This window comes from Paraburkholderia sediminicola, from assembly GCF_046026855.1.
Taxonomy (GTDB): domain Bacteria; phylum Pseudomonadota; class Gammaproteobacteria; order Burkholderiales; family Burkholderiaceae; genus Paraburkholderia; species Paraburkholderia sediminicola_A.
Genome location: NZ_JAQQET010000047.1, coordinates 1 through 13,466, shown reverse-complemented (window position 1 = coordinate 13,466; position 13,466 = coordinate 1). Strand labels below are relative to the sequence as shown.

Sequence of the window (13,466 nt, the reverse complement as noted above, 5' to 3'; positions counted from 1 at the left end):
ACTAATGCAGCCTAAACTATCGGGCCGCGTGCAGATTGATGCGTATGCTTTCGGTGCTCATGAGTTGGGGACGTGCCGAAGAACTTCCGATAGGCAGCTGAGAAATTGCCGATATAGGCATAGCCTGCGAGATCTGCCACGCGCGTAACCGACTCTCCCGAATGCAAAAGCTCGCGTGCACGATGCATACGTAGCGCGAGGGACGCCTCCGTAATTGTCTGCCCGTGTATCTGCTTAAAACCTTTTATCAACTTGTCCCTGTTCAGTCCCAACTGCCTGGCCAGCACGCTCATGTTTGGAAGCGTCGACGGATCGTCTTCGAGCAAGCGAAACACCTCACGAATCTTGTCGCTATCGCGCGTCGTTAGCGTAAGACGTTTTCCCGGGACGAACTGCTGCGTCAACTGCTCGGAGATTATCGAAAGCAGCTCCAAGGTCTTTGCTTCGAAGAACATACGCCTTGTGGACCCGCGGAGTTGCGATGAGAACATTGCGATAGCCGTTTGAGACAACGTCTTCGTTAGTTGCGCGGAAGCGATGAAGGGTTGATCTGCTTTCCCTGCTGAAAACGCTGTAAGAAATTGGGGAAGATCCGAGAGCGTCGACTCGAACATGTCGACAAAAGTCTCACGCGTCAGCAGGATAGTCAGCCAGCGCTGATGTCCACAGCTTGGAATTTGCTCCACCTTCCGCCGCTCGCTCGGCTGAACCATGATTCCAAATGAAGGGCCCGAAATCTCCCTCGACGCAGAATAATCATCTAAAGCTATGATCGAGCTGCCACTGAAACGAATGTGAAACTTAACATAGTCTTCACCCAGATAGAGATGGCGCTCAGCCACTGGGCATCGCGTGTCTCTCAACGCGACGACACTCCGTCCATCGAGTATAAAAAACTCTTCAAACTCGCCTGCCGTCCCGGGCTGGACAAACCTGGCACCACCTCGCACCCCGTCCCAACACATATCGGAACCGTCACGGTCCTGTATCGAACCGAGTATGACGGAGCTACTAATCGTCTTATCAATCATAGGCTCCGAGGGCAGCCGCAAGCTAGAAATCATAGAGTTCTCCAGGAACGTCGGGGCTTGTGAGGGGCCAAGCGAACTGCGGGAAAACAATTGTAACGTCTGAAACGCCCCCCGCCCATTGGGGCTTTCCGTATCGCTTCCGCATAAACGTTTCATTTTTGTGAATAACTCCACAATCAATCTAGACCGTAACATCACTCCGGACAAGCTAAGAAATTGCTGGAGTATGGAATGGAATTTGACTACATCGTTGTTGGCGGTGGATCAGCCGGATGCGTGCTGGCGAACCGCCTGTCGGAAGATGGGCGATCGACTGTACTGTTGCTCGAGGCAGGGGGGACGGATCGCTCGCCCGTCGTTCGCATCCCCGCTGGCGAAGCCACAGCGATCATGAGTGATCGGTACAACTGGAAGTATGAAGCAGAGCCCGACAGCACCCGCGACGGCCGCAAGGACGTTTGGCCAGCTGGCAAGGTCTTGGGTGGCGGATCATCCATCAACGGAATGATGTATGTTCGTGGAAGCAGGTACGACTATGACAACTGGGCTAGTCTCGGCAACCCAAGTTGGTCCTACGATCACGTGTTGCCGTACTTCAAGCGAATGGAGACTAGCGAGATAGGAGACGACGCGTACCGAGGCCGCAGTGGCCCCTTAAAGGCGTCCCTTACCCGCGTGCCTAGCAGGATCACCGAAGCCTTCATTGCGGGCGGTGTTGAAACCGGCATCCTGCGAAACAACGATACGAACGGTGCCGCCCAGGAAGGAATCGGCCACTCGGAAGCGTCGCAGAAGAACGGATGGCGTCATAGTACTGCTCAGGCTTATTTGCGCCCCGCACGAAGCAGAAGCAATCTCTGCATCGTTACCAAAGCCATCGTCGTCAAGATCAACGTCACCAACAGCGTTGCCACTGGCGTCGACTATGTCAAAGCTGGACAGAAACATACAGTCCGCTGTCGCGTGGAAATCGTCTTATCCGCAGGCGCCATGGCATCCCCGAAACTGCTTCTATTGTCAGGGATCGGTCCTAGCGATGCGTTGCAAAACATGGGGATTGAGGTCAAGGCACATGCACCCGGTGTTGGCCGCAATCTGCAGGAGCATCCCGGCATTCTTCTCTTCCAGCACGTCAACATCCGCACATTAAATACTGAAGTCACACCGCTGCGAATATTCCTTCACGGACTGAATTTTCTACTCCGTGGCCGAGGCCCCGCAACCACCTCTATTGGACACGGTGTCGCATTCATTCGTGATAGCTCTGATGCCCCGGCACCCACGCTCCAACTTGCCTTTTCTCCCATTGCGTATGACTTCACTCCTGAAGGAGTGCGGCTGTATCGAAAACCGGCGGTAATGATTGCAGTCAATGTCTGTCGCCCAAACGGACGCGGTGAGATTCGCCTGCGCTCTCCGGCCCCGCTGGACCCGCCCATCATCGACCACAAACTGCTTGCCGATGAGGGTGATCTTCAGAAACTTATATACGGCGGGCGCGCTGCACGCAAGATTTTTGGGAGCCACGCCTTTGCAAAATATTCGGTAGACGAAAGATTGCCGGGAAACGGCGTCGACACTGACGCCGATTGGGTCCGATATATCAAAGACATGGCATTCCCCATGTACCACCCATGCGGAACCTGTCGCATGGGACCTGACGATCAGTCGGTGGTCTCCGAAGATTTACGAGTAAAAGGCATCTCAAATCTAAGGGTCGCCGACGCCTCCATCATGCCTATCGTGCCGAGCGCAAACACAAACGTTCCGACAATCATGATTGCGGAGCGTGCGTCGGATCTGATTCTAAATAGTCGATAATTCTGGATAGTCCATGGAAAATTTCATTGCTGCTCTCGAGATCGCGCGTGGTCAAGAGGACCGGGGAGTCTCATTTGTTGACGGCCAATACGTTCCCGGCATCTTCGATCCGTCTTTTCTGAAATTACATCCTGGGAACGGCAAAAAAATCCTGGATACCCGCTTCAGTAGTTCGTCAACCGTTTCTAGCGCGCTCGAAATCGCCAGGAAAGCGTACGAAAAACGTATATGGCGGGACGTTACTCCCTCCGAAAAACGCGCGATCCTGCTCCAATTCTCGGCCAGCATCATACAAAACTCAAAACGTCTTGCGACCTTAGACGCATTGGAGATGGGAAAAACTATTTCGGATGCCACACAAGACGCCCACGTCACGGCGGCTCTGATTACCTACTATGCAGAATCGATCGATAAATGGTTTTCCAAGAAAGCGCTCACGGCATCAAATTCGCTCGCATACAACAGCTTTGAACCACGCGGGGTAATCGGCGCGATTGTCCCGTGGAACTACCCAACTTGCAACGCCGCCCTGAAGATTGGACCGTCGCTGGTGGCCGGAAACTCAATCGTGCTGAAGCCTTCCGAACATGCCTACTTGTCTACGTTATTGCTTGCCGAGCTAGCCTGCGAAGCCGGAATCCCACGTGGTGTGCTGAACGTGGTAACAGGTCGAGGAGAAACGAGCGGTCAGCAGATCGCAAGGAGCTCATCGTGCAATATGCTCACATTCACGGGGTCGCACAGGACTGGGAGGCAGATCATGGCCTACTCCGCAGCCTCAAACGGAAAACCCATGTTAATGGAATGCGGTGGAAAGAATGCATCCATCGTTATGCCGGACATGAAAGACAGTATCGCCTCACTCGCTGAACGGATTGCGGCGGAGTCGTTTGCAAATCAGGGGCAACTTTGCGTTGCAAGTTCGAGAGCGCTTGTACATCGCGATGTTGCCGACTCCCTGACCGAAGCACTGCATGCCGCCGCGCTAACACGCTTGCCTGCCGATCCACTTGATTCATCATCCCGATTCGGCACGATCGTAAATGGCCAGGAACGTGACAGGATTCGCGCGAGAATTGCACTGGCAAAAGAACAGGGTGCGCGCTGTCTGGTGGACACGTCGCCCGATGTGATCCGACGAGCTGGAAGCTATCTCAATCCGGTCGTATTTGATCAGGTTGATCCAGGCAGCGATCTGGCTCAGGTCGAAGTGTTTGGCCCTGTTCTCGCCATCACGCCATTTGACAGCATCGACGAGGCCATTGCCATAGCAAACGGGACCGAATACGGTTTGTCGGCTACGGTGTGGACGAATGATTTTAAATCGATCAGAAAATACTCGAGCCAACTAAACGTCGGAAAACTACAAATTCGAGCCGACGTAACCTCCACATCAACGCACGGTTTCTCCCTGGGCTCAGAACCCATGGGCGCGTCCGGTTTTGGCGTCGAGTTTGGCATGGACGCCTTGAACAGCTACTCTCGTCTGATGTCCGTCGAGATTACGGGGTAACGATGACACTCTCTCGAACAACAAAAAGTTCCAAACTTCTTCATTACGCGGCACCGGCAATTCCACTATCGATGTTGCTTATGCCGCCGATCATGTACATTCCTCCGTTCTACGCTATAGAGATGCATCTAAGCATGACCGTGGTTGGCGTGATTTTCTTCTTCGCTCGCCTGTGGGATGCCGTGATCGACCCCCTGGTTGGTTCCTTGTCAGACCAGACACGTTCGCACTGGGGGCGCCGGAAGCCATGGATTGCATTTGGTGTTATCCCCCTATTGGTTTCAGCCTACCTTTTGTTCCAACCACCGAAAACCGTAGGACCGGCCTATTTGCTCATCGTCATCTTTTTCTTCTATTTGGCCTGGACGATCGTGCAGATTCCATATTTGTCGTGGGGCGCAGAGATCTCTGACGACTATCGAGAGCGTAATCGCGTAGTCGGATTCAGAGAAGGCGGGACCATGGTCGGAATATTACTTGTTACAGGCGTTCCGGCGCTGGTCTTCTACAATCAGGTCCCAACTCTTCGCCAAATTCTCGGCGTGTTTTTTGTGCTCACAGTCATATTGCTTCCCTTGACGACTTTGATCGCGTTGTGGCGCGTACCCGACACATCTGGGGAGAATTTCGAGAAAACATCAATTTTAAAAGCCGTTCGGATACTGAGCACCAATAAGCCATTCTTGAGGCTAATTTTCGGCACATTCATTATTTGGCTGGCGGTGTACATTTACAATGCGGGCATCTTTTTCGTGCTTGAAAAATCCTTACAGTTCTCTGGAAATAACTTCTTGCGGGTAGTGTTCCTACAGTTTCTCATTGGCACGATCGCTACACCAGCAATTGTCAAACTTGCCGGCAAGTTCGGCAAGCATGTGGTTCTCGCGGGAGCCGCGGTTCTAACCGCCGTCGCCTTCACGGCACTGTCGCACGCGAGACCCGGCAACACAACAGACGTCGTCCTCTTTTTCAGTGTGCTCGGTCTGACCATTTCGCCTATTTGGGTGCTTCCGACGGCACTGGTTGCGGATGCGGTAGACCTAGGCGAGCTACTGGGCGGTGGAAAGAAGGAAGGCCTGTACATGGCGATTTACAATCTGGCAATGAAGATCGCCATCGCCGCGAGTGTTGGGATAGCACTGCCCTTATTGTCATATCTTGGCTTCAATCCCAGTCAACCGGTGACATCTGATGGAACTCAAGCTCTGCACATGGTCGCCCTGTACTTACCGACCGCATTGCTCCTCTTGGGTGCACTCGTTATGGTCAGGTATCCCGTCGATGCCAAAGCACATGCAGCGATCCGGCTAGATCTCGATGAGCACCGCCAGCGCCTTGGGATCAGCAAGTAAGCATCGCACCAGTCCTGAATTTGTGCAACTCGGACGACGAGGCTCACTGGTGGCGCTGTGCCATCCAATCCCTACAAGACGTAATAGAACGCCAACCAGTCCGTCTTGACCGTTCTAACCTCGATTCCTAAGATGGACGCCAATATTTGCGCTGAGTAAAAAAAATGAAATCATATTTCGCATTCCTATTTATATTGATATCAGGCGAAAGTCACGCGCAGTCTTCCGTTGCGTTATACGGGACCATTGACGGAGGACTTACATACACAAACCGCGTGTCTACCGGAACGAAAGCCGGTAGCAATCTGCAGTTTGTGTCTGGTAACTCTCTCGGCGAGAACTGGGGTCTTATAGGGAACGAAGATCTCGGGGGCGGGCTACACGCGAATTTTGTGCTTGAGAGTGGCTTCGTCTCATCCAACGGCGCAGCGGCCCAGCAAGGCGAAATGTTCGGAAGGCAGGCCTACGTCGGCTTATCTGGACCGTGGGGCTCGGTGACGATGGGCCGACAGTGGGATTTGATCGGAACTACGTTCCCCTTCTACAGCATCGGAGCATTGACCCCCGCGGGCCTGCTAGCTTGGGGCCTACATTCGTATGCCGCCGGCGGCTATGTGCTTGATGATCGTGTCTGGGGTGTAAGCGTAAATAACGCGATCAAATACACATCCCCGAATATTCACGGACTCACGTTCGCTGCGATGTACGGCTTGGGCAACGTCGCGGGTTCCTTCGGGACCAATAGCGTCGACAATGTCATCGCAAGCTACAACGACGCAAATTTAAGCGCGTCCGTCGGTTTCATCACGGTGCATAACGCTACAACTTCGTCGAATCTGCACGAGTACGCGGGTGGGTTGTCCTATACGATCGACAATATTAAGTTTTTTGGAATGGCCACGTCAGTTCAACTTAGTGGTGGAAATACACCTCGGGCTACTACGTTCGAGGCGGGCGTTACATACAACGTGAGTCCAGCCATTCTGATCGGCGGGAGCTATCAGTTTCAGGAACGCAAAGATCTCGCTAGTGCCAATCAGCTCACATTCGCCGCAGACTATCTCCTCAGCAAACGCACAGACGTATACGTTGCTGCGGCGCTAGGTCATGACCACGCGTTCGGTTCGCAAGTACAAGCCGCGTACGGAGCTCCTTCAGACACCGACGCTCAATCCGCCATCCGAATCGGTATTCGTCATCACTTCTAGTGGCCGGTGCATTTCGCTCGAACCTCGGTACTCGCCACTTTCTGGGGCCTCATCAGAAGGTCCGATCGCGGAACAGATGTCTCCACTTTGCTAAACGGAACTTCGAGAATGAACACTACCAGTGACTCGACAAATGAGTCGGCAGGCCATGATTCCTGGCAGTCTGGATCGCAACCAGCAGTGATTTCCCCGTCGATCGAATGGACGAAGAAACTGATCTCCTTTAACACAACAAGCCGCCTTCCGAACCTGGCTTTGATCGAAACTGTGCGCGACTACCTCAAGACGCTTGATATTCAGGCGACTCTCACGTCAGGATCAGACCGAAAATGGGCAAACTTGTTTGCGACCCTGCCTGCATATGATGGACACACAACCGGAGGGATTGTACTTTCTGGCCATACAGACGTCGTGCCCGTAGACGGACAGGAGTGGAATACGAATCCGTTCTCCGCGGAAGTGAAAGGATCAAATCTCTTTGGTCGTGGCAGTTGCGACATGAAGGGGTTTATTGGTTCGGTGCTAGCACTCGTTCCCCATATTCGTGCGTCACAGCTAGCAAAACCCATTCATATTGCGCTCTCGTTCGACGAGGAAATCGGATGTCTTGGCGCACCACTCATGATCGCGGATATCCAGAAACGCGGCGTCAAACCAGAGGGCTGCATTGTCGGTGAACCGACGAGCATGCGCCCGGTCATCGGGCACAAGGGGATCAATGTGTATCGCTGTTGCGTGCAGGGTCACGCAGCGCACTCTTCATTAACACCGAAGGGACTCAACTCGATTGAGTATGCCGCACGACTGATCTGCCGCGTAAGGGAAATTGCGGATCGCCTGCGTTCCAGCGGTCCTTTCGACGCATATTTTGATGTCCCGTTTTCCACCGCTCAAACTAGCAAGATTGTGGGAGGAAACTCGGTCAACACAGTGCCGTCCTCTTGCGAGTTCGAGTTTGAGTTTCGTAACCTGCCCACCGAATCACCGAACGAAATTATTAACGAGATCAAAAGATACGCACAGGAGGTCTTGCTTCCGCAAATGCGGAGCGAGCATCCCACTGCCGCGATCGATATTTCGACGTTGGCGGTGGCTCCCTCGTTCAATGCACATGAAGAGGCCGAAATAACTCGCCTGGTTCGCACGTTAACGGCGTCGAACGGAAAGAACAAAGTTGCGTACGGCACCGAAGCCGGCCTCTTCGAGCATGCCGGTATTCCCACCATCATTTGCGGTCCAGGTGACATTACAAACGCTCACAAAGCCAATGAGTTTGTGGCGCTTAGTCAGATCGACGCGTGCGACGCCTTTTTGCAAGCACTGGTCGACAACCTTACGGTAGCAAAACAATACGGTGAAAACAAATGACTTCTCAAGCAGCGACGACTAACCGTGCACCGTCTTTGCCTTCCATGACGGAGATTCTTAAGGCGCAAGAGACAATACGGCCGTATTGTTGTCGTACACCACTTGTGCGACTCGATATCGAAGGAGTCGATAGTGAAATATATTTGAAACTGGAGGGGCTGCAGCCCATTGGAGCTTTTAAGTTACGCGCCGCGGTGAACGCAATCGTAAGGTCCAACCTTGCTCTGAACAACGGCGTATGCACCGCAAGTACGGGAAACATGGCGCAAGGCGTAGCGTGGATCGCGAAGCAGCTTGGCATCCCGGCTCGCGTTATCGTGCCGCGCGGATCTGATCAAATGAAACTTTCTTCAGCCCGAAGAATGGGTGCGGAGATCCATTTGGTCTCTCCAAGCGAATGGTGGGACATCATGACGACCCACGAGGTGGACGACCAATGGGGATACTTTGTTCATCCTGTGGCAAATAGTGAAGTGATCGCCGGAAACGCAACCATTTTCAAAGAAATAGTCGAGGACTTGCCCGGCGTTGATACGGTAGTGACGCCCTTCGGTGGCGGAGGACTGCTCTCAGGTCTCATAGCTGGAAGGAATGCTTTCAGGCCTGACACGCGAATCGTTGCTTGCGAGTCGGATGCCGCAACACCGCTCGCTCATGCGATCGCAGCTAACGAACCTGTTCGCGTAACGTGCACGCCCAGCTTTGTTACCGGCATGGGCAGCCCCATTGTGCTCGAAGAGATGTGGCCGCTCGTCAGCAGTGGATTGAACGGTTGCGTTAACGTTTCGCAGCAGTCGATATGCGATGCGATTCGTGCCATCTTTGAACGAGCACACACGGTGGCAGAAGGCGCCGGCGCCGCACCTGTTGCCGCGATATTGGACGGGAAAATCACTGGCAAAAAAGTCGTCTGTATCATTTCCGGCGCGAACATCGACGCGGAGAAGTTTGTCTCGATTCTCTCCGGCTTCATTCCTCAACCATCGATAATCGGGACCTACGATGATTGAAGACATTAGCAATAACTTCGAACGTCGATTAGCGGAAATGAATTTATGCCTACCACCCGCGTTGCCCGCTCAGGGAAGCTATGAACCGTGGGTAACTGCTGGTCGATTTCTTCTGATATCGGGGCAAGGCCCGTTTCGTGACGGGGCTTTCGTACACAAGGGCGTAATCGGCCATGATATTTCCGTAGCCCAGGGCTATGAGGCCGCACAAATTGCCGGACTGAATCTGATAGCGCAAGTGAAAGCCGCGTGCCATGGGGACCTTGGACGCGTGGTTCGTGCGGTTAAGCTGCTCGGCTTTGTCCGAAGCGTTGAACACTTCGCGGAGCATCCCGCAGTAATTGATGGCGCGTCAGATCTGCTTAAGAACGTTTTCGGAGCCTCTGGTAAGCATTCCCGCTCTGCTGTCGGCGTCGGGTCACTTCCATTTGGCATTTGCGTTGAGATCGAAGCGATTTTCGAAATCTCTGGCAGTTCGACCGGTTGACGTAGGCCAAGACGTTAACTCACGCGTTTGTCGTCTCTTAGTGAGGGAGGTGCGCATCCAGTACCGTCTCAGTGAGAGTAATCGGGCCATTGGCGCCCTCGATCATTCTTTTGCGACGTCAATGGCCGCTTCATCCCAAGCATAATCACCGCGGCAGTGTCACGTTGGCGGGGTGTTCGCGTAACATGAAGCGATGACGAAAGCGGAATCGCTTATCACGGTCACCGGTTCCCGGCAACAATCATCAGTCATGCGGCACGTTGGTACTGATATGACTTTGCGTGTCAATCGCGATATTGGTTTTCAGGTTGTTGCATCGACGCATGAATTTCCTGAGGGCGGCGCAGCAGTAAGTCTCGACGGTGGATCACACTGATATCCGCGGGTTGGATACCGCATTACAGAGGTCCGCCTCATGAGCCTGCCGCTAACTTCCGCCGCAAGTTGGTGATGCCCGTTGCGTAATACCATCGCGGGTTGCTCGGATGCCGGGCTGCGCCGCCTTCAGGAAACTCCTTCCGTTGTTCAGGGAATCACACGCAGGCCGCGGGCAGTTTGCTGCGAGGTATTGCAAGCGACATGGCCAGTCGACTGATGTCCCAGATGAACGCTGCCAGTTCGCGGGCAATAGCCACGACCGTGATGTTGATAGGTTTGCCCCGCGCGGTCAGCCGGCGGAATCGTCGGCACAGCCGTACCTGGGCGTCCCAGGCGCGGTCGATGATGGCCTTGGGCAGGCCTTCGAGACGGGCCTGGATTTCCGGACTTACGCGGGCGGGATGGCGGTAACTCCATGCGGCCTCGACCAGCAACCGTCTGGCGTAGCTGTTGCCGGTTTTGGTGATGCTGCCCTGCCGGCGTTTGCCTCCCGATGAATGCTCGGATGGCGTTACGCCGAGCCAGGCCATCAGCTGACGCGGGTGTTCGAAGCGCGACAGGTCGCCCACTTCTGAAACCATCCCGACGGCGGTAACGAACTGGACGCCCCGCATGGCCTGCAGGGCCAGCACTACCGGATAGAACCGCCAGGAGATCACCGCTTCGCGCAGGGCTGTTTCGAGACGCGCGCACTGCGCAAGCCGGTCCTCGATGGTGCGCCGGTGTTCGTCAAAGGCAAGGTGCTGCCAGGCACTGGGAAACGAACAGCGGCCCAGCCAGCGACGGTGTGCCTCGCCCCAGTTTGCGCTGCCGGTATAGCGAACGCCATGCGCAAGCAGGAACGATTTCAGTCGATGCCGTGCACGCCGCAGATCCTCGCGGGCAGCCGCCCACGCGCGGGCGAGATCCCGGAATGCCTCGTCTTCAATGCCGGGCACGTACACGGCCGACAGGTCGTCGGCGCGCAGCGAGCGCGCCAGCTTGATGGCATCACGCCGGTCGGTCTTTACGCGCTCGCCCGGCTTACGCGGGATCAGTGAAGGTGCGCAGACCATGCAGTCGAAGCCCTTCTGGACGAGTTGACGGTACAGCCCGTAACCACATGGACCTGCCTCGTACACGACGCGTACGTGCGGCGCCTTGGACTGCAGGCGCGTGCACAGGCGATTGATGTCGGCCCCGGTCGTACCGGTCTTGCCCAGCAGTTCGACCTCGCCCGCGTCGATCGCGTAGGCGACCGTGATCGAGTCCTTGTGAAGATCCAGTCCAACGTACACCGTGCTATCGTTTCGCATGCTTTGCGACACGTGTCGCCGTCTGCCGGACGTAAACCGGTTGAAGTATTGGATGGCAAAGCTCTTCCTTGTCTTGTCACACCCTGAGTCCCCCAGTTCCGGGACTCAAGTTCCGTGACCTGCTGTGCGACCAGCAGTTGCCTACTTGGACATGCGTGACTGGAAACGGTCGGGTTTGGAGCTCCGGGGACAACGTACTTCTCGAAAGACGGTTCACTCGGCGACGAGGGGATCGACACTGCAAGCAGCGATGCGGTGTGAAGGCCAGGCAAGTTTCGTATGCGCAACATAAGTGAATTGCCGTTTGAATTTCCGTAAAAACGAACAAGCCAAAGCTGCTGTGAGGCTTGAACCAAAAGGTAAATGGCAGGTTGCTCTCTTGGCATGTGGGGGCACGTCGTCGAGGCGCCATCGGAAAACAGGCAGGTGCTAACCGGATAGACCCGCGAGGATGCGGGTCGGCATGGAAGGGAACGTGGTAAGCCCGATTTCCCGCCTTCGTCTCGGGGTATCGAATCGAAGGCAGGCAAGCCGTAAGGCGAGCTGTTGGGGGAGCGGGTATAGGAGTGCGGAAAAAGCGAACGGCCGCCTGTAATGGGCAGCATAGGGGTTCAAGATTTGCCCCAGCCTGAAAGGGCGCAGACTTCCGCATGGTGCGGCTGTCGCGGGCCAACGTCTCAGATTCGACGAGAGGAAGCTTGGAAGAGATCGGTAGCGCTACGGTTCAGCACCTCTCGCCCCAGCAACGGGGCGAATCAACGATGCGATGCGTGCGAAGGTCGTGTGCACTCGGACACGACCGGTGTCGAGAAGACACTTTAGCTGTGCTTGAGCGCAGTGCGGTGAAAGTCGCACGCTGCGTTCTTAGGGGGCGGCGGCGTAGTAATACGCTGCTGCTACCCGCCGGCCTCCGTGGAGGAAATCGCCGGGGCGCGGCCCAGTCCACGCCCGTGCGGCTCTGACAGCAATGCTAACCCGCGTTCAGTTTCCTCACGGCGGGCCAGCCCCTGCCTCACGCAAAGTCATACTGCCTTCCGGTTCCAGCTCAGCCTGCGCGACATTGAAGAGTTGCTGTTCGAGCGTGGCGTGACGGTCAGCTACGAGACGATCCGCCGCTGGTGTGAGAAGAAGTTCGGTGCCAGCTTTGCCCATCGGGTAAAGGCGGCACGCCGTAAGCCGGGTAGCACCTGGCACCTCGACGAAATGTTCGTTACCGTGCGTGGCGAACGTGACCTGCCTTGGCGAGCAGTCGACGAACACGGCGTGGAACTCGACATCCTGCCGCAAGAGCGGCGCGACAAGGCCGCCGCCAAGCGTTTCTTCAAGCGTGTGCTGCGCTCCAACCCGGTGCTGCGGGAAATCGTCACCGATCAATTACGCAGCTACCCGGCTGCCAAAACCGACATTCCGGAGCTGGCCAAGGTGAAGGACGTGCTCGTCAGGGCTGCGACTCTCCTAACCAATCGTGCAGTGAACAGCCATCAGCCCACGCGGGAGCGGGAGCGCGAGCGGCGCATGCGGGGTTTTCACGACCTTAAGTCCACGCAGGCCTTCCAGTCGAGCCTCGGTCCGATCCGTCAGCACTTCGCACTGAAGCGGCATCTGCTGCGCGCTTCGCTATATCGCAAACACCTCGCGGCCCCGTTTGCCATATGGCGCGAATTGATCAACGTAACCCAAACTCCGCCGAATGTTTTATAAGCCGCAGTACCCTGTGCTTTAGCACTGACGAAATCTTGCAAGTTGACGGTGCCGTGAGTAGCGACCGCAACCACACGGCGAGTCACTCGCCGCTGGCCGCGCTCGGGACAACATATCTACTTTCGAAACGCACCTCACTTTACGCGCAGGTTCGGGCGCACAGTCCTGGAAAGCCAACCAACGCGCCTCAAGGAATGCATACCATCGTGAATACGGAAGCGTGCTGCTCCAAGAATGATGTGTTGTAGAGATATTCAAGATTCGACAAACAGTTGAACCCAGACGCACGAGGCGTGGCACCG

Annotated in this window: 10 protein-coding genes; 8 read left to right on the top strand and 2 right to left on the bottom strand. The window is 55.3% G+C overall.

What is annotated here, in order from left to right; all coding sequences use genetic code 11:
* Positions 1-11: 11 nt before the first annotated feature.
* Positions 12-1,064, bottom strand: a complete 1,053-nt coding sequence (locus PQR40_RS35400) for a helix-turn-helix domain-containing protein (protein ID WP_408232193.1) — start codon at positions 1,062-1,064, stop codon at positions 12-14.
* Between the two features lie 198 nt (positions 1,065-1,262).
* On the opposite strand from PQR40_RS35400, the gene PQR40_RS35395 reads away from it, so the two are divergent.
* From PQR40_RS35395 to PQR40_RS35365, 7 genes are all read left to right on the top strand, one after another.
* A complete protein-coding gene (locus PQR40_RS35395; protein WP_408232190.1) occupies positions 1,263-2,852 on the top strand; it encodes a GMC family oxidoreductase in 1,590 nt (529 codons plus the stop codon).
* A gap of 13 nt (positions 2,853-2,865) precedes the next feature.
* Positions 2,866-4,365, top strand: a complete 1,500-nt coding sequence (locus PQR40_RS35390) for an aldehyde dehydrogenase family protein (protein WP_408510930.1) — start codon at positions 2,866-2,868, stop codon at positions 4,363-4,365.
* Between the two features lie 2 nt (positions 4,366-4,367).
* The gene (locus PQR40_RS35385; protein WP_408510929.1) at positions 4,368-5,717 is read left to right on the top strand and encodes an MFS transporter; all 1,350 of its coding nucleotides are present in this window, start codon (positions 4,368-4,370) and stop codon (positions 5,715-5,717) included.
* Between the two features lie 164 nt (positions 5,718-5,881).
* A complete protein-coding gene (locus PQR40_RS35380) occupies positions 5,882-6,925 on the top strand; it encodes a porin (RefSeq protein WP_408510928.1) in 1,044 nt (347 codons plus the stop codon).
* Positions 6,926-7,033: 108 nt separating this feature from the next.
* Entirely contained in the window at positions 7,034-8,293 is a 1,260-nt protein-coding gene (gene argE, locus PQR40_RS35375; RefSeq protein ID WP_408510927.1) for an acetylornithine deacetylase, read from the top strand.
* A complete protein-coding gene (locus PQR40_RS35370; RefSeq protein ID WP_408510926.1) occupies positions 8,290-9,303 on the top strand; it encodes a threonine ammonia-lyase in 1,014 nt (337 codons plus the stop codon). Before argE ends, PQR40_RS35370 begins: the two co-directional genes overlap by 4 nt.
* Positions 9,296-9,790, top strand: coding sequence for a RidA family protein (locus tag PQR40_RS35365; protein ID WP_408510925.1), 495 nt, complete (start codon positions 9,296-9,298; stop codon positions 9,788-9,790). Before PQR40_RS35370 ends, PQR40_RS35365 begins: the two co-directional genes overlap by 8 nt.
* Positions 9,791-10,323: 533 nt before the next feature.
* Here the strand turns inward: PQR40_RS35365 and PQR40_RS35360 are convergent.
* Entirely contained in the window at positions 10,324-11,463 is a 1,140-nt protein-coding gene (locus tag PQR40_RS35360; RefSeq protein ID WP_120305888.1) for an IS110 family RNA-guided transposase, read from the bottom strand.
* A gap of 912 nt (positions 11,464-12,375) precedes the next feature.
* Between PQR40_RS35360 and PQR40_RS35355 the strand changes: the two genes are divergently transcribed.
* A complete protein-coding gene (locus PQR40_RS35355) occupies positions 12,376-13,164 on the top strand; it encodes an IS6 family transposase (RefSeq protein ID WP_408510924.1) in 789 nt (262 codons plus the stop codon).
* Positions 13,165-13,466 lie beyond the last annotated feature (302 nt).